The sequence below is a fragment of the Dehalococcoidia bacterium genome, assembly GCA_022451965.1.
GTDB lineage: Bacteria > Chloroflexota > Dehalococcoidia > Lucifugimonadales > Lucifugimonadaceae > TMED-70.
This window is the reverse complement of the sequence record JAKUNJ010000005.1, coordinates 66,099-84,263: the sequence shown is the minus strand read 5'-3', so window position 1 is coordinate 84,263 and position 18,165 is coordinate 66,099. Positions and strand designations below refer to the sequence as shown.

Genomic DNA, 18,165 nt, shown 5'->3' with positions numbered 1-18,165 from the left:
ATGTTAACTAAAAGAATAATTCCATGCCTTGATATTGATCAGGGTAGAGTCGTAAAAGGTATTAACTTTATAAATATCAGAGATGCTGGTGATCCTTCAGAGTTAGCAAAGTTTTATGACGTAGAAGGAGCTGATGAACTTATATTTTTAGATATTACTGCTACTTACGAAGGTCGAAAAACTATGATTGATGTAGTAAAGAAAGTTTCATCATTGGTATTTATACCGTTAACAGTAGGTGGTGGCATCCAAGGGGCTGATGATATGAAACAAATGCTCGAAGCTGGTGCTGATAAAGTTTCTATTAACACAACTGCTATAAATAATCCTTCAGTAATTAATAGCTGCTCAGATGAGTTCGGATCTCAGTGTGTTGTTAGTGCTATTGATGTAAAGAAAATTGATAATAATTGGATTGTTCATACTCATGGTGGACGAAATATGACAGAATTAAATGCTCTTGATTGGGTTAAAGAAGTAGAAGATAGAGGAGCTGGAGAAATTCTTCTTACAAGTATGGATAAAGATGGTTCAAACACCGGGTATGATAATGAATTACTCCAACAGGTGAATGAATTGGTAAGCATACCAGTAATTGCTTCAGGAGGTGCTGGCAATTTAGATCATTTATTAGAGGCTCTTATTCTAGGAAAATCAGATGCTGTTTTAGCTGCCAGTATCTTTCATTTTGGGAAATATTCAATTAGAGAAGCTAAAAATTTTCTTAAAGAAAAAGGGATATCTATAAGACTATGATTAAGAAGCTTACTTATCCAAAAGTATTATTATTTGATTGTTTTGAGACTATTATTGAAAATGATATATTAAGATGGAAACAATTATTTAAGAAAATTATATCTATAAACAATTGGGATCTTGATGCAAATGACTTCTGGAATTTATGGAAAAAATATGAGGTAAATTTTAGAAAAGTTAGGACTAATATGAAAAAAATTGAAGATAGTCCTGTTTTTAAGACTTATGAAAAAGCATGGAGTGACTGCTTCAATATTGTTTTTAATGAATTAAAAATAAATGGTAATTCAGAAGAATGTGCCAAACTTTGCATAGAAAGTATGGCTCAGAATGAACCTTATGAGGATTCTATAGAAATTCTTAATAAATTAAAAAGTAATCACAAAATTGGAGTTATTTCTAATGCTGATAACGACTTTTTATTACCTGTTTTAGACAAATTATGTGTATCTTTTGATTATATTCTATCTTCAGAAAATGCTAATTGTTATAAACCGAATCCTAATATTTTCAAAAAATTTATTCATCAAAACAAACTAGACCCTAAAGAATGTTGGTACATTGGAGATAAAGAATTTGATGATGTTCAAGGATCAAGTTCTGTAGGGATGCAACCTTTTTTGATAAATAGAAGGGTATATAATGAGATTAAAGAATTTGATAACCACATTCAAATTTCTAATCTCAAACAACTATACTTAAAAATAAAGACTATATGAAACCAAATTTTGAAAAATCAGAATTATTACCCGTTATAGTACAAAATTTTAAGAATAAAAAAATTTTGATGCTTGGATATATGAATAACGAAGCATATGAAAAAACAACGCAGACTAATAATGTTTGGTTTTTTTCAAGGTCAAGAAATAGACTTTGGGAAAAAGGGGAGTCATCAAAAAACTACCTTAGAGTAAAAAAAATTCTAATAGATTGTGATGGTGATTCTATACTAATTCTAGCTAACCCTGAGGGGCCAACTTGCCATACTCTTGCTAATTCCTGTTTTGAAACTGAAAGTAATATTGATGAAAATTATGATTTTACCCTAGAACAATTACAAAGCCTTATAATGCAAAGAAAAGAAGAAATGCCTGAAAATTCTTACACGACTAAACTTTTTGCTCAAGGACTAAATCGAATTACTAAAAAAATAGGAGAAGAAGCTTCTGAAGTAATAATTGCTTCATTAGCTGAAAAAAAAGAAGATATAATTTATGAATCAGCTGATCTCTTGTATCACTTACTTGTACTTTTATCCAACGAAAATATAAAGTTAGAAGAAGTAATCAAAGAGCTTAGCAACAGACATAATAAACCATAATAATTTATTTAGCATCTAATCTAATAGATTCATTTATTGCAGCTAATGCAACTTCAACCATTTCATCTTCTGGTTCAGCAGTAGTTAACTTTTGCATCCAAATATTTGGTAAAGATAAAAGTTTAGACATAATATTATCTGAAGTTACACTTGAAAGTCTTATCAATTCATATGAAAGACCTGCAATTATGGGAAATAAAAAAATTCTTGAGAGGTATAACAATAAAAGCGGTTCTCTTGGAATAAAAACATGAAGTATTATAGAAACAAGAATAACAGTCATAATAAAGCTGGTTCCACATCTTGGATGCTCTTTATCATAAAGTTGAATCTTTTCAATATTATCTAAATTAGTGTCAATATTATCCTCATAAGCAGCAATTGTTTTATGTTCAGCTCCGTGATAAGCAAAGACCCTTTTGATATCCTTATTTAGACTTATAAGATAAATATAAAGTATAAAGAATATAAGTCTAATTATTCCTTCTAAAATATTATTTAAGACAAAGTTATCTTCTATAAAAACAAATCTATCAGATAAGAAAAGGGGTACTAAAAAGAAAAAAGATAATACGATTACCAAGAAAGCAGAACTGAATAGATAAGAAAATAATTTCTCAATAGTTGAAATGTTTAGATTTTGGTTTTCTTCAACAATCTCAGAAGACTTTGTTAGTGATCTATATCCAATAACCATCATTTCTAGAAGTATTATTACCCCTCTTATGAATGGGATCTTTTTATATAATGCTTTAGAAAATGAAGGAATTTTTATTTGCTTTATAACTATATTTTTTTCAGGATTTCTGACAGCTACTACACAATTTTTTTGACCACGAATCATAACTCCTTCAATAACTGCTTGACCACCATAGAAATGCTTTTTCATCCGATGGAGTTATTTTAAGTTATATCTTCTATTCATTCTTTCTACTCGACCCTCTGTGTCAACAATTCGTTGTTCTCCAGTCCAAGCAGGATGACATTGACTACAAATTTCAACTGAAATTCTTTCCTTAGTTGATATTGTTTTCCATACATTACCCGATCCACACATACAATGAACTTCAGCTTCAAATAATTTGGGATGTGTTTCTTTTTTCATTATTTTTCTACACTTTCGATCAATACATTTACTCTTCTTTTAACTTTGGAAGCCCAATCAAAAGAAACGACTCCATCAACTTTAGAAAAAAGTGTATGATCCCTACCTATTCCTACATTTTCTCCTGGAACAAATCTGGTTCCTCTTTGCCTCACAATTATAGATCCAGCAGTGACAAACTTTCCTCCGAAAGTTTTTACTCCAAGTCTTTTACCTGCACTATCTCTACCATTTCGACTTGTTCCTCCACCTTTTTTATGAGCCATTAGATTTACTCCTTGGTTTCTTTACTGAAATACTCTGAATGATCACATTAGTTAATTTTTGCCTATGACCAGTCTTTACTCTATGCCTTGTCTTATTTTTATATCGTAATGATATAACTTTTTGGCCCTTAATTTGATCCTCAATTTTAGCTTTTACTACTGCTCCTGAAACAATAGGTTCACCTACACTAAGTTCACCTTTAAGAGAAGTTAAAAGTACTTCATTGAATGACACTTCATCACCTGAATTACCTTCAAGCTTTTCAACTGTTAGAAAATCTCCTTTTCTAACTCGATACTGCTTACCACCTGTTTTTATAATTGCGTAATCCATGTAATTAATCTAAATTTGTTTATACAAGAATTAATTGTACACAATAAAGGAAAATTTTGCCTATAAATTAATAAGAAATTAATATTTTTTCTGAGATGGCTTTTTCAATATACTTATGATCTAGAATAATTCTTTTATTTTGCAATTTAAATTTATTTTCAAAATCTTTCATCCAACCTTTATAATCATGATAAATTTTATTATTTGAAATAAAGCACCAAGGAGACATAAAATATTTACCATCAACAGTATCAACTTTCATAGGAGAATCATTTATTTCTTCTTTTAATTTTGAATTAGGATTAGTAAAAGTTTCTATATATTCAGTAATCATATTATCTAAATTGTAGTTATTTATGACTCTTTCAGAACCATATTTTATTTCATTTATTTCTTCCAATAATTCTATGCCTTTATTTACAAATCCCTCAATATCTCCGTAAGGAATAATTCTGATTCCTTCAAAGTTAGAAAATTCTCTAAAAGCACCAACAGCACTACATATTACTGGTGTTCCGTTAGCTAATGATTCAAGAGGAACTAAACCAAATGATTCAATAAAATTTCCAGGGCATAGAGTTAAATCCCCAGATTTATAATATTGACTCATTTCATTAATTGGAATCCAATCATGAAAGTTGATTTCTCCTCCATTTCTATTAAATTTTTCAAGACTATCTAAATGAAGATTCGAAGAGTTTTTTTCATCTTTATTCAATAATTTATTAAATTTCGGAACATTTAATATAACTTTTTTCCATCTTTTCGTCTGAGCAAATCCTAATGAAATTTTTAGTGCATTATTTATACCTTTTCTTAAATCAGGTCTATGAGGAAATAACAAAACCAAAGTATCTTTATCTGGGTGCTTTTCAGTATGCTTTTCCTTAGAAAAATTATCTATTGAATTCTTTATAACTGATATATTTTTTGATCTGAATCTTTCTTTACTTAATGATGCTTTGATAGTTTGTTTTAGATAATTTGAAGGAACTATTATTTTATTTGATTTTGAAAAGATTACTGAAGTTAATGATTCTTGATAAACAAGATCATGAATTCCGCTAATTATATTTGAACCAAAAAATTCTTCTCTCATAAACCAACCATCTCCATGTAAATAGATTCTATCTGCCCAAGTTTTTATTTCATCTATTGTATTAGATAGATTTTGTAATTCGTATAAAGGGATTTCAAAGGGACTAGGAAATGATCCTCTTAGATTTAATATATTCTCTATTTCTACATCATTAATAAATGACTTTGGTTGATCATTTATTGGTGAGAATAATCTAACTCTAATACCATTATTTCTTAAGCCTATTATTATTTTTCTTAGTATATTTTGAGAGCCACCCAAAACGTAATCTGGAAAAATTTCAACTAATGACAAACATGCAATTTTCATAAAATTTTATTACTAAAGTTGCCTTGATACCAAATAAGAGGAGACCTATTTTCACCTATGTTCATTTTTTCTACAAGTAATGAAAAAACTGTATGATCACCAACTACATAAAAATTTATAATTTTACAAAAAAAATAACAGAGACAATCTTCAATATAATAAATTTCATTTTTTTCTAAAAAATAATTTTCTTTTAAGCTTTGATTTGAGTTTGAAAAATAATCAGCAATATTAGATTGTCCTTTAGTTAAAATTGAAATGCTAACATTATCTTTTATACCTAAATACTCTAATATAGATCGATTATTACCAACAGAAATCATTATAATCTTTGGTTCTAGAGAAATGCTCATAAGAGAATTAGCTGTCATTCCAACTAAATTCTTATTATTGTCCCTAGTTGCTAATACAGAAACCCCTGTAGGAAAATTACTCCAGGATTTTCTATATTCAGAATCATTAATCATCTAACTTTCAGTATTTGATTCCTCAATTTTAACCTCTGAATTTGACTCCTGCAAATCTGAATTCACAAATTCTTCATTTTTTTCTATTTCTTTGATATCGACAATCTTTCTAGCTTTTCTTTTGTCTTGAACGAAGTTTATAAATACACCACTGATAGCATCTCCTGCATTTGGTTTAACTATAGTAACCCCTTGAGTAACTCTTCCAGCTCTTCTGATTTGATTTATATGCGTTCTAATAATTTGAGCATTATCTGTAAGTATGAATAGGAAACCATCTCCTTGATACTTTTTATCCTTAGATTTATTTTCTTCTTTTATATCCTTAGCTGCATTAAATACTTCATCAGTTACCACTGCACCACCGGCTATTTTACCAGTTTTATCAGTAACCTTGAGAGTTAATACACCAGATCCTCCTCTATTTTGAACCCTATAGTTCCTAAATTCGCTCAATTTACCAATTCCTCTACGTCCAATTATCAATAGTGAGCCTTCATCATTTACAACACCACTATAAACTACAACATCCTGAGATGTTTTCATCTTAATACCTCTTATTCCTCCAGCACCTCTTTGAGTAGGTCTAACTTGAGATGAAGGAAACCTAATAGACATACCTTCACGAGTGATTATTGTTAGGTCTTCATCAGCATCAGCTAATGAAACAGAAATCAATTCATCATCTTTTGATAGTTTGAAGGTATTTAATCCTCCTCTATTTATATTTCTTAATAGCGGCAAATGCATTCTCTTAACTTTACCTGCTTTTGTAACCATTAATAGATAGGTATCTTCAAGTAAACTTGTAACAGTTAGCATAGCTGTCACTTTTTCATTTGGTGCTAGATTAATTATGTTAGAAACTGGCGTACCTCTAGAAGTTCTAGATTGGTCTGCTGAAAGCTCAAAAACTCTTAATGAAAAAACCCTTCCTTTGTCAGTAAAAAAAAGCAAAGTATCATGAGTATTTGCTACTTGAATATAAGGCACAACATCGCCATCTTTAGTCATTTTTTGACCTACTTTACCTTTTCCACCTCTATGTTGAGCTCGATATGTAGTTTCTAATATTCTCTTGACATAACCACCTTTTGATAAAGTAATAACAACATCAAGACTAGGTTCCATGTCTTCTCTTTTCCATTCCTTAAGATCCATTTCATTAACTTTAGTTCGCCTATCTTCACCATACTTTCTTTTTAATTGCAATGTTTCAGTCTTAATAACACTGAAAATTCTTTTTTGATTAGATAGCAAATCTTCTAAATCTTCTACCAATTCAGATAATTCTTTAAACTCATTTTCAATTTTTTCTATTTCAAGAGCTGCCAATCTTCTTAATTGCATATCTAATATAGCTTGAGACTGAATCTCACTTAGATCAAACTCTGTCATCAATGCATTTCTTGCAGTTTCAACATCTTCAGAAGCTCTAATCAATTCAATAACTTTGTCTAAATTCTTTATAGCAATTCTTAGACCTTCTAAAACATGTAGCCTAGCTTTAGCTCTTTTAAGATCATATTCAGCTCTTCTTCTGATAACTTCTTCTCTAAAAGAAATATAGTGATTGATACTTTGTTTTAAATTTAATATTTGAGGAGTACCGTCTACTAAAGCAATCATATTTACAGAAAACGAGGATCTTAATTGTGTTTGTTTATATAAGTTATTAAGAATCAAACTAGATGAGGCTCCTTTTCTCAATTCCAAGACAACTCTCATACCTTTTCTATCAGACTCATCTCTTACCTCTGAAACTCCTTCAAGTTTTTTAGCTTTAATCAACTCAGCAATTTTCATTACTAAGGAGGCTTTATTTACTTGGTAAGGAATTTCTGTAAATATCAATCTTTGTCTATCTAGTTTTTTCACATCTTCGATAATATGCTTAGCCTGAACCATTACCCTGCCTCTTCCATTAGCAAATGCATCTCTGATTCCATTAAGCCCCCATATTTCAGCACCAGTAGGAAAATCAGGCCCTTTCACAACTTTCATCAAATCATCTACGTTTGCTTCTGGATTTTCAATAACCATTGTTACACCATCACAAATTTCACTCAAGTTATGTGGAGGTATATTAGTAGCCATTCCTACAGCAATTCCTGAAGCACCATTAACTAATAGGTTAGGTAAAATAGCAGGTAACACAGAAGGTTCTTTAAGTGATTGATCAAAATTATCTACCCAATCAATAGTTTCCTTTTCAATATCCCCCAAAAGACTTTCAGTTATAGGTGAGAGCTTACATTCTGTATATCTCATAGCAGCAGCAGGATCGCCATCAACACTACCATAGTTTCCTTGGCCATCAACTAATGTGTATCTCATAGAAAATGGTTGGGCCATTCTAACTTGAGCAGCATAAACAGAGGAATCACCATGAGGGTGATATTTACCTAACACTTCACCAACAAGTCTAGCACTTTTCTTATAGGACGAATTAGGTCTCATCCCCTGATCATGCATGGCGTACAAAACTCTTCTTTGAACAGGCTTTAAGCCATCTCGAACATCAGGCAGAGCTCTTGAAACAATTACACTCATTGCATAATCAAGATAAGAGCTTTTCATTTCATCTTGAATATCTACTTTTTTAATTTCACCTAGATTATCTGTTACCATCACGACCTCTGAATATTATATTTATATGTAACTTATATATTTTCCCACGCGCGCGCGCAAGCGCGCGAGGGAGATACAATAACCTTTTTATATGTGAGTATGATATTAATAATTTAACTTACTCAATGCATTTATGTAAAAAAACTTCCAAAATGTTATCAAAACCTTTTGGTAATTCAGAATTTATCAGATCGAAATTTAATCCAAACACCCAATGATCACCCGGTTTTTCGAATGCTAAAATTTGTCCATTTTCAGATATTATAGAGGCGAAAAAAAAATCTGACAGTTGACTTTGGATTATGTTTTTTGACTGTAAAAAATTTGACTTTACCCAACCTGAACCTCCAATGATATGAGAAAGTTTAGAACCTGGACTCAAAAATAATTGATTTAATGGTATGACTTCCTTTTTTGAAAATAATTTTTTCCCTCCAAAAAGATCATTTAGACCTTCAAAACCTTTATCAATTCCAATTATAGGAATTTGATCTCTTAATAATTCAGTAATAAGTTTTTTTTGTTCTTTATTTATTTTGTTTGATAATAAAATTAATCCAGATATTTCTTTATTTGAATGATAATCTAGAGAATAATCAATATTATTAGTCACTAGCAAACTTTTTAATTCGCTTCCTAAGTCATCATTTTCTAAAATAACCAATATATTCAAACCGGAATCCCCCACAATCCTAACCAGTTTCTTTTATTATTTTCTAGTTTAATTCTATTAGATCTAAGAAAATCAAAAAATAAATTTTCAATTTCATCATTTCTATCGCCTAATTTATTTGATGTAGGAGCAAATGGATAAAAAGATCTTAAGTCCATTCTACATATCAAAAAAATAATTTTTTCTTTGTTATCAATATTTATTGAAAATTTTAATGCTATTGCAATAAGATTATTTATATTTGAGTTAATATTGATTGCATTCACTGCTGTATAGACTGAAGAAAGTAAATCAAATAAATTTTTATCTGATAGTAATACCCACTCCATATCATCACTATCTTCAACAATTTTGATTCTTGTTTTTGTAGCTCCTTCACCTTGATTTAAAATAATTTTCAAATTTGATTTTATATCAACTAAAAAATCATTATCAGAAACTTTTGATAATAATAATCCCGTGGAAGGCAAGAGCTTGAATTCATTATTCTGATTTGTAATTTCTAATAATTTTTCAAAATTTAACCAGAGTTGATTCAAAAAATCTTTCTTAAAAAAACTTAGCAAAACTGATTCCTACCTTTTTTAATTTTTAAATCCATTATCATTATAGACTCATAATAAAAATTAAATGGATAACTCAAATAATAAAAAAATAAATAAAATTCTTCACGAATCCTTAGAAGAAGCACTTGATTTAATTAGAAATTCTATTGATAAGAATTATGACATTTCGGATAAAAATAATATCAAAGGAGATAATCCTGTTACAGATATTGATTTGGCGACTCAAAATCTAATTTTAAACAAAATAAAAAAAAATTTCCCTAATCATGGAATATTAGGTGAAGAAGGTGACACAAAACAAAATATTGAATCAGATTATCTTTGGATAATTGACCCTATAGATGGAACGAAAAACTTTATAAATCAAATACCTTTATATTGTGTTTCAATAGCTATATTTTATAAAGGAGATCCAATTATAAGCGGAGTTGGTATCCCTTGGAATGAAAATTGCATCATAACAGCACATAAAGATAAAGGCATAAAATCAAATTTCCATAGAAAAAGATCAGACTCAAAAAAATCAAAGCCAGCTGCAGGGCTATTATCTTTTGCACCATCGCATTTTACAATTGGAAATATTGTAAAAAAGAATTTCTTTTCAAACTCTGGAGAATTAAGAAATCTTGGATCAACTGCTGCAGAATTAGCATTAGTAGCAAATGGCAACGCTCAATTTGCTATTTCTGGATATGCTTTTACGTGGGATTTTGCTGCTTCATGGTTATTAATCAACGAGTCTAGGAAAAAGATTTATTTTGGAGATATGAATGAAAATAAATGGGTAGAAATTAATCCTTGGAAATCTTATTATCAAAATGGTATTTATGATCTGAAAGGACTGAAAGACTGGAGAGGCAAATTCTTGGGTTGTGATAAAAATATTTCAGAATTTTTAATTAAGAATTTATCACCTAACGGAAGAAAAAATAAAAATATTCTTAGAAAAATTAGACGATTTTTTTATATTAACGGATAAGGAACATTGTAATTAGGATCTAGAATAGGTAATTTCTTATTTTTTATCAATTCTTCACATCTAGTAATAAGATAATCCATTTCTTCGTATGAAATCAACTTCTCAAGATCTTTAAATATCTTTGCTTTATTCTTTAGTTCGTTGGATAATTGTTTTACTTTTTGAATAATTTTTTCCTCAATTTGTTGATTACTAAATTCAAACATTACTGTTCTAAATCTAGTGTATGGATTAAATGTTAATGCCTGATCTATTGACCAAATGTTTTCATTTTCATCTAAAATTATAGAGCCAGCTTTTCTATCAGTGTTTAAAATAATAAAATCAAAAACTATTACCTTTAATAAATTTTCCTTATGAGATTCAAATAATGTAAAATAATTTTCTTTTGGATCATGAATAATATATTTTTGAAAACTGCCAATACCATATGGGCCCTCTCTGATAACAAGAGGGGGAAGATTTGGCCAATCTAAAAATTTTGAGATTTCATAAGCAGCTTTTTCTCTTGAGTAGAGATTACCAGAAAAAAAATCAACTAATGGTTTTTCTCCTTTAAGAGGTTTATAGACTGATAAAATTTTTTCTTCGTCGTTAACTAATTCACAAAGAAAGACCCTATTGGATCCTTGATAAATTTCACCTATACCTTTTACTTCAAATTTTTGTAACTTATTTTCTAAAGATTTTAGACTAGACAATTTTTACATTCTCAATATGGCCATTCAACTTTATACAAAAATGACCTTCTAGGTTTATTGGATTAAAACATAATCCACAAGTTGGTCTACCCTTAGAAACTATTGACAAAGCTTCTTGAGAGGTTTTTTGAGCCTGAATATTTTTATACATAAAAGTTGCAGCTAGTGTTTTATCATCATTATCAACTGCAATAAAATAAAAATCTATATAATCTTCATCAGATTGGTATTCTATGGCAAAATCAATTAATTTATACTCAAGTTGAGTTTTAGATTTTGATAAATTTATATTTTCTATAAATTTATTTTTATTAAATTCTTCAAATTTCTTAACGTCTTGAAACATTAATGCTAGTTGTTGTTTTTCAAGCCATAACTTGATGTAATGATTATTACAAAATATCTCAATAATAAAAGTTCTATTACCTGGTTTACCATATGAGTTAGGAATAATCTTAAAGCATTCTCCTAGGTTGAGATATTTTTCTCTATCTTTCAAATTTAAAATCCATAAAAATTAAAAATATACTTTAATGAGATTATATTAGATTATTGTTATAAAATAGATATTGTTACATTGCACCTTAACTATTTCTAATCAACTTTTATATGAAAACTAAAAATAAAATAGAAATTTATGACACAACACTAAGAGATGGAACTCAACAAAGTGGTATAAATCTTTCTTTGGAAGAAAAGATCCTAATTACTCAAAAATTAGATGAATTAGGTGTAGATTTCATAGAAGGTGGCTTCGCTGGTTCTAATCCAAAAGATGAAGAATATTTTAAAAGAATAAAAAAACTAAACCTAAAAAACTCCAAAATAGTATCTTTTGGGCAAACAAGAAAAGCAAATAATGATGTCAATAATGATATCTTTATCAATGCTTTAATTTCATCTGAGACTAAATATGTAAATATTGTGGGTAAAGCGAGTGCTTATCAAACAGAAAAAATTCTTAAGACGACTTTGGAAGAAAATATCAATATGATCTCAGATTCTATAAATTATTTAAGATCTAAGGATAGAGAAGTTTTCTTCGATGCAGAACATTTTTTTGATGGATACAAGGATAATCCAGAATATTCTATACAATGCTTAAAAGCTGCATATCAAGCAGGTGCAACTAGAATAATATTATGTGACACAAATGGAGGAACTCTACCAAGTGAAATCTATGAAATAACGAAAAAAATAGTCAGCGAATTTAATGAAGATAAAATAATAGGTATCCATACACATAATGATACTGATACTGCGGTAGCATCTTCTATAAGTGCTGTGGAAGCAGGGGCATATCAAGTTCAAGGATGTATAAATGGATATGGTGAAAGAACAGGTAATGCCAACCTTGTAAGTGTAATTGCTAACTTAAGTATAAAGATGGGAAAAGAAACTTTAAGTAACCCCAAAAACTTAAAACAGCTTACTTCTATTTCTCATTACGTATCTGAAGTAGCAAACAAAAGACCTTTTCCTTTCCAACCATTTGTTGGTAAAAATGCTTTTACTCATAAAGGAGGAATGCATGCAGCAGCATACTTAATTGACCCAAATTCATTTCAACATATAGAACCTGATTCAGTAGGTAACGATTCTTCAATAAGTATTTCAGAATTGTCTGGCAAAAAAAGCATACTTACAAGAATAAATAACTTGGGTCTTGATCATATCTTAGATAGTAATGATGCTGGAAAAATTACGCAGCTAATAAAAGAAAAAGAGGCTAAGGGATATGCTTATGAATTGGCAGATTCTTCTCTAGATTTATTGATATTTAGGTCTCTACCTAATTATGAGCAAAAATTTGAATTGATAGATTTCATGGTAATAGTAGAAAACAAAAGAAGATCATCATTGGGTGCAGGTTGGAGAAGTGATGGATCTGAGCATCCTATTTTATCCGAGGCGACAATAAAAATTAAGACTAATGATGAAATTTTTCATACTGCAGCTGAAGGTAATGGACCAGTTGGTGCACTAGATAATGCAATAAGAAAAGCTCTTATTGGAACTTTCCCTGAAATAAATAAAATAAGACTAACTGACTATGCAGTTAGAGTTGTTGAAGAAGGTACAGGAACCGGAGCAGTTGTCAGGGTCATCATAGAATCTTCAGACGAAAAAGAAGTTTGGACAACAGTTGGAGCTTCTTCGAATATTATTGAAGCTACATGGATTGCACTTTCAGATTCTATTGAATGGTTTCTAATTAATAATTCTAGCTAGGACTTATATAAGACTGTCCATCATGATCTATTATTACTTCTTCTACTTCATCAGAACCTATTTTGTAGGCTCTAATTATTGGTCTAGTTTTTTCAGTCAAAGAAATCAAAATATAATATGGATCAGTCCACATTGACTGAACAGCATTATTAATATCAGTTATGGATGGATAAGCTTGAGAGTGAGTATGAGAATGATATATTGCTACGATTTCTAATTTTCTTTCATCACAATAATTTTCTGCTTCTAAAATTTCCAAAGGATTGATTGTATACCTAGTTAAGGGTGTATCGTGAATATTTTTGCACTTAAAAATTTCTGTAACTTTATTTTCATTTCCTAAAAGCATCCCACAACATTCATTAGGATCTTCTGATAAGGAATGCTCAAATAACTTTGAAATAATTGATCTAGGTATTATTATTTTCATAATTACAGTATAACTTATATTTTTTTATGAATACTATTTCAAAAATTATCATTAATTGTATAGAAAATAATAAAAAAATTATTATTCCAGAATATTTAAAAAATAATTTATCAATATCAGATGGATATTTTTTACAAAAAGAAATAAATGATTTCTTTTCTACAAAAAATGAATTTAAAGCTTGGAAAATTGGATGCACAACCCCTGTAATGCAAAAATACTTAGGAATTTCTAATCCATGCTTAGGAAAAGTTATGAGTAAAAATTTACATAAAGGAAATACAAATATAAATTTTGAATCTTTTTCTAGACCAGGAGTAGAATGCGAAATAGCGGTAATTTTGAGTGAAGATTATTTACATGATAAGGCGTTTATGAATTTAGAGGATGTTATTTCAAAAGTAGTACCAGCAATTGAAATAGTTGATGACAGATGGGAAAACTATAAAGAAGAAAATACCCCTCTACTAATTTCTGATAATTTTTTTTCTTCTTCTATAGTTTTTGGTAGAGGGACTGACAAAATTGACATTAAGAACCTAAAAAATTTAAAAGGTTTTATGGAAGTTAATAATCAACTAATTGGTAAAGGAATTGGAAAAGACATATTAGAAGATCCCTTAAATGCTCTGAAGTGGTTTCTAGATTTTGAATTTGATAAAAACAATCTCCCAAAAGCTGGAGATATTATTTCTTTAGGATCAATAGTTGAAACATATTGGGTATCAAAAAATGATAAAGTATCAATGAATATAGATGAATTGGGGAGTGTAGAAGTAAGTTTTATCTGAAAAAGAAGGAAATTATGAAAATAATAAACATCAAGACATATATAACAAATCCAGGAAAGAATGAAATTAAGAATAGTGCTTTTGGTAAAAATCTTATTTTTATAAAATTAGAGACTGATAATGGAATTATAGGCTGGGGAGAATGTTATTCACAAACTGATAGAGATATACAGATAACATCTCATGTTCAAAAATTAGAACCATATATTATAGGATATGACCCAATAAATATAAGAAATTTTATCTTAGGAACATATAGGGATTTTTCTAACAAGAGACCATCTATGGACTTATGGTGTGCTATAAGTGGTATAGAAATTGCAATGTGGGACATACTAGGGAAGTATTATGATCAACCTGTTTATAATTTATTAGGAGGAAAATTAAGGGACAGAATAAAGGTTTATGCAAATGGTTGGGCAAAAAAACTAGATCATGAATCTTTATCTAAAAACTCAATTGAAATGGTAAAAGATAGAGGATTTAAGGCATTAAAATTTGATCCTTTTTCAGGTCCTTGGGAAGAATGGCCAGAAGATGAAATTATTGAAGAAGCTGTAGAAAGAATTAAAGTAGTAAGAGAATCAGTAGGAATAAAAGTTGATCTTTTGATTGAAATTCATAGAAGATTATCAATATCAAAGGCTCAAATATTTGCAAAAAAAATTGAGAAATTTGATCCATTTTGGATTGAAGAACCATGTATTTCAGAGAATCTAGATGCTATCAAAGAAGTAAAAAACTCGACTTCTATACCAGTTGTAACAGGTGAAGCATTATATTCAAGAAATATGTTCAGAGAGGTAATGACATCAGGATGTGCTGATATTATAAATCCTGATATTTGTAATACGGGTGGAATCTTAGAACTTAGCATGATAGCCTCTATGGCTGAAACTTTTTCTATAGGTGTCTCACCTCATGGTTGGAATTCTACAGGAGTGGGTGCTGCAGCTGCATTATCAGTCTCTTCAACTATTCCAAATTTTATTATTTATGAATATATGGTTCATGTTGAGGAATACTCTAAAAAAATCACTAAAAATCATCCTATTGTTGAAGATAGCTTTATTAAATTATCCAATAAACCAGGTTTATCTACTGAAATAATTGAACAAAATCTAACATATTTTGAAAATGACAAAATAAATAAAAGGAACTTTGGGAACCTAAGCTAATTTCTTAATAATTTTTGAGAAATTGATTCTTTTTCTATATCACTCCAATTCCACATCTGTGGAATAGTTTCCCCATTTGACCATAAATCTAATTGATCGTAATAGTGTTCAGAACCAGGATTGCCTGATGATCCTAATGGTACAATCCATCTACTATTTTCCCAATTATTTGGGTCGTGAGCGTATCTGTTAACTGAAGCTGCTGTAACATTAAAATTTTTATCGTAACTTCCTGCTAATGGAGTATCCCCATCTCCACTTGCTTGAACTTTCTTTGGGTTTAATATTTCAGCATATTCGACAAATTCAGAACTAAGTGGATGTTTATGATTTGTAGTATGTAATTTTCCCCATTTCCAATCAGATAATGTTGAACCAAATTTTTTCACCAAAAAAGAAACTGCTTCTCTAAAAGAATTGATAAATAGGTCTTCCCATGATGAATCATTTATAAGAAAACTCTTGGGGTCACCTATATTTTCATTTAATAGAGGAACTAAAAACCTTCTTACATGAGATACACCACCAATATTTTTCCAATTAATAATTTCATCTGCTAGTGAACCATAATTTATAGATATTATTTTTTCTAATAATTTTTCTCTAGTCACTGAATAAATACTTGCTTCAAAACTTTCTTTGTCCATTTTTCGGTCCCAATTGTTTAGATAATGAAAGGATGAATTTTCAATTTCTGAAAATTTTATATCTTTTATATTAATATTTTTTGAAAAAGAAATAATTTTTTTTGCAGGAATAGAAAGAGTTTGGTTATGCATTTGAAGCATATTATTTATCCTCATTTTTTCTTTAGACTTCTCTATATATTCAACTAATACCTTAGCTCGGTATTCGGGAGCAAAAGCAATTGATAAAAAATGAGGATAATCTGAATCAACAACTTTTTGATTACAGGTTACAACCCATCCTTTTTCAGGATTTCTTAGTTTTGGTAAAGATTCTCTAGGAACCTCTTGATTCACTATATTATTAGAATCCCAACCTTTAGCAATACCCCAATGATGTTGAGGGTTTCTTATTGGAACTGCTCCAGCAAACTTATAGCCAAAGTTTTTATTAGTATCAGCGTAAGGATAATTATTAGTTCTATCTGTCCATTTATCAAATGCTTTTTCAAGATCATCAGCAGATTCAGATATCATAGCTTCATAAGCTGAGTCTATCCAAAAAGTTCCTTCAGATTTTCCTCCAGGATCAGATAAAGAGATTCCCATACCTTTTTCTGGATCTCCATAAATCAAATTACCATTAACTGTTTCTATAATTTCTAAAGATATTTCTTCTGAATTTCTTGGCTTTATTTTCTTAATTGATGTCTTAGCATCAAGCCATATACCATCATATAAAAACTGAATCTTATTTTCTGAAATTCTTAATTTTTCTAAAAAAAGATCTTGAGTATCTGCTCCACCATGAGTCATACCCCAAGCAACATATTTATTATGTGCAAAATGCATAAAACCTGGGTAACCTGGGATGGTATGCCCCATCCCTTCAAATTCATCACATTTTAAGTGAATCTGATAATAAACATTTGGAGTATCAAGGGTTCTATGAGAATCACCAGCTATTAGAGGCATTTTAGAGTATGTTTTATCTCCTGAAATAGCCCAGCCATTAGATTCTCCATCAATAGCTCCTATAGATTGAAAGTTTTCAGCAGCTTCTGATAATTCTTTTATTGCATTTTCAATTTCTCCACTATATATTTCTCCAGGCGGCAATGTTAATAGTGCTCCAGGAAAATATCCAGGAATAAGTTTAGCTGCTCTTTCGGGACCAATTGCACTAGCTAATTGAGAATAAAAAAGTTTGCCATTAAATGAACCTTCTGCAGCATTTCTGATTTTATAAACCAATATAGAATGCCAATCCTCCCAAGGTTCTGGTTCTTTATCTAATAGTTGATATTCTAAAGGCAATTTACTTAATGAATTTATATAAAAATTAACTCCTTTAGTAAAACACTGAATCATTTCTCTAGCTTTACTAGAGGCTTTCTCTAAATCAGACTTAGCAACTAATTCAAAGTTCCTTTTAATATTTAACTTATCGTTTGAAATTGCCTTGCTACCTAAGTATTCTGAAGATCTACCAAGACATCTTAATCTATCGAGATCCATCTGAAAGAGTCTATCTTGAGAAACAGTTAACCCTTGGGCAAAAAAAAGATCTTTTGAATTTTTAGCATTTATATGTGGTATACCCCATTTGTCCCTAAAGATTTCAATTTCATTATCAATTAAGTCAGATGAAATTTGTAGATCAGTTTCATAATTAGGTAAAAAATCTTTAGGGTCTAGCAT

At 29.6% G+C, this 18,165-nt stretch carries 20 protein-coding genes; 7 read left to right on the top strand and 13 right to left on the bottom strand.

Annotated elements, in window-relative coordinates:
* Genes hisF through hisIE form a run of 3 tightly spaced genes read left to right on the top strand, consistent with a single transcriptional unit; the run spans window position 1 to window position 2,077 of the window.
* A complete protein-coding gene (gene hisF / locus MK083_03445; protein MCH2673506.1) occupies window positions 1-756 on the top strand; it encodes an imidazole glycerol phosphate synthase subunit HisF in 756 nt (251 codons plus the stop codon).
* Window positions 753-1,475, top strand: coding sequence for an HAD family hydrolase (locus MK083_03440; GenBank protein ID MCH2673505.1), 723 nt, complete (start codon window positions 753-755; stop codon window positions 1,473-1,475). The genes hisF and MK083_03440 overlap by 4 nt, the downstream gene beginning before the upstream one ends.
* Window positions 1,472-2,077 (top strand): bifunctional phosphoribosyl-AMP cyclohydrolase/phosphoribosyl-ATP diphosphatase HisIE, encoded by a 606-nt coding sequence (gene hisIE / locus MK083_03435; protein ID MCH2673504.1) that lies wholly within the window; start codon window positions 1,472-1,474, stop codon window positions 2,075-2,077. The genes MK083_03440 and hisIE overlap by 4 nt, the downstream gene beginning before the upstream one ends.
* Window positions 2,078-2,081: 4 nt before the next feature.
* On the opposite strand, the gene MK083_03430 is transcribed toward hisIE, so the two are convergent.
* The 9 genes from MK083_03430 to MK083_03390 all read right to left on the bottom strand — a co-directional run bounded on the left by MK083_03430 (window position 2,082) and on the right by MK083_03390 (window position 9,500).
* A complete protein-coding gene (locus tag MK083_03430; protein ID MCH2673503.1) occupies window positions 2,082-2,966 on the bottom strand; it encodes a DUF1385 domain-containing protein in 885 nt (294 codons plus the stop codon).
* Between the two features lie 9 nt (window positions 2,967-2,975).
* Complete coding sequence (gene rpmE / locus MK083_03425) at window positions 2,976-3,182, bottom strand: 50S ribosomal protein L31 (GenBank protein MCH2673502.1); 207 nt, start codon at window positions 3,180-3,182, stop codon at window positions 2,976-2,978.
* A complete protein-coding gene (gene rpmA, locus MK083_03420; GenBank protein MCH2673501.1) occupies window positions 3,182-3,448 on the bottom strand; it encodes a 50S ribosomal protein L27 in 267 nt (88 codons plus the stop codon). The genes rpmE and rpmA overlap by 1 nt, the downstream gene beginning before the upstream one ends.
* Window positions 3,438-3,782, bottom strand: a complete 345-nt coding sequence (gene rplU, locus MK083_03415; protein ID MCH2673500.1) for a 50S ribosomal protein L21 — start codon at window positions 3,780-3,782, stop codon at window positions 3,438-3,440. The genes rpmA and rplU overlap by 11 nt, the downstream gene beginning before the upstream one ends.
* A gap of 67 nt (window positions 3,783-3,849) precedes the next feature.
* Window positions 3,850-5,175, bottom strand: a complete 1,326-nt coding sequence (locus MK083_03410; GenBank protein ID MCH2673499.1) for a glycosyltransferase family 4 protein — start codon at window positions 5,173-5,175, stop codon at window positions 3,850-3,852.
* An 11-nt stretch (window positions 5,176-5,186) separates the two neighbouring features.
* A complete protein-coding gene (locus MK083_03405) occupies window positions 5,187-5,657 on the bottom strand; it encodes a flavin reductase family protein (GenBank protein ID MCH2673498.1) in 471 nt (156 codons plus the stop codon).
* A complete protein-coding gene (gene gyrA / locus MK083_03400; GenBank protein ID MCH2673497.1) occupies window positions 5,658-8,288 on the bottom strand; it encodes a DNA gyrase subunit A in 2,631 nt (876 codons plus the stop codon). It abuts the gene before it with no gap.
* Window positions 8,289-8,406: 118 nt separating this feature from the next.
* Complete coding sequence (locus tag MK083_03395; protein MCH2673496.1) at window positions 8,407-8,961, bottom strand: hypothetical protein; 555 nt, start codon at window positions 8,959-8,961, stop codon at window positions 8,407-8,409.
* Entirely contained in the window at window positions 8,958-9,500 is a 543-nt protein-coding gene (locus tag MK083_03390; protein MCH2673495.1) for a hypothetical protein, read from the bottom strand. Before MK083_03390 ends, MK083_03395 begins: the two co-directional genes overlap by 4 nt.
* A 91-nt stretch (window positions 9,501-9,591) precedes the next feature.
* On the opposite strand from MK083_03390, the gene MK083_03385 reads away from it, so the two are divergent.
* A complete protein-coding gene (locus MK083_03385) occupies window positions 9,592-10,506 on the top strand; it encodes an inositol monophosphatase (protein MCH2673494.1) in 915 nt (304 codons plus the stop codon).
* Here the strand turns inward: MK083_03385 and MK083_03380 are convergent.
* Window positions 10,491-11,207, bottom strand: a complete 717-nt coding sequence (locus MK083_03380; GenBank protein ID MCH2673493.1) for a hypothetical protein — start codon at window positions 11,205-11,207, stop codon at window positions 10,491-10,493. The two genes, MK083_03385 and MK083_03380, sit on opposite strands and share 16 nt — an antisense overlap.
* On the bottom strand, window positions 11,200-11,706 hold the full coding sequence (locus tag MK083_03375; protein MCH2673492.1) for a DUF3090 family protein: 507 nt from the start codon (window positions 11,704-11,706) through the stop codon (window positions 11,200-11,202). Before MK083_03375 ends, MK083_03380 begins: the two co-directional genes overlap by 8 nt.
* 110 nt (window positions 11,707-11,816) lie before the next feature.
* On the opposite strand from MK083_03375, the gene cimA reads away from it, so the two are divergent.
* On the top strand, window positions 11,817-13,439 hold the full coding sequence (gene cimA, locus MK083_03370) for a citramalate synthase (GenBank protein MCH2673491.1): 1,623 nt from the start codon (window positions 11,817-11,819) through the stop codon (window positions 13,437-13,439).
* Here cimA and MK083_03365 read toward each other — a convergent pair.
* On the bottom strand, window positions 13,432-13,869 hold the full coding sequence (locus tag MK083_03365) for a M67 family metallopeptidase (protein MCH2673490.1): 438 nt from the start codon (window positions 13,867-13,869) through the stop codon (window positions 13,432-13,434). The two genes, cimA and MK083_03365, sit on opposite strands and share 8 nt — an antisense overlap.
* A 26-nt stretch (window positions 13,870-13,895) precedes the next feature.
* Between MK083_03365 and MK083_03360 the strand changes: the two genes are divergently transcribed.
* Both MK083_03360 and MK083_03355 read left to right on the top strand, forming a co-directional pair.
* On the top strand, window positions 13,896-14,660 hold the full coding sequence (locus MK083_03360; protein MCH2673489.1) for a fumarylacetoacetate hydrolase family protein: 765 nt from the start codon (window positions 13,896-13,898) through the stop codon (window positions 14,658-14,660).
* 14 nt (window positions 14,661-14,674) lie between these two features.
* Entirely contained in the window at window positions 14,675-15,838 is a 1,164-nt protein-coding gene (locus MK083_03355; GenBank protein MCH2673488.1) for a mandelate racemase/muconate lactonizing enzyme family protein, read from the top strand.
* Here MK083_03355 and MK083_03350 read toward each other — a convergent pair.
* The gene (locus MK083_03350) at window positions 15,835-18,165 is read right to left on the bottom strand and encodes a penicillin acylase family protein (GenBank protein ID MCH2673487.1); all 2,331 of its coding nucleotides are present in this window, start codon (window positions 18,163-18,165) and stop codon (window positions 15,835-15,837) included. The genes MK083_03355 and MK083_03350 overlap by 4 nt on opposite strands.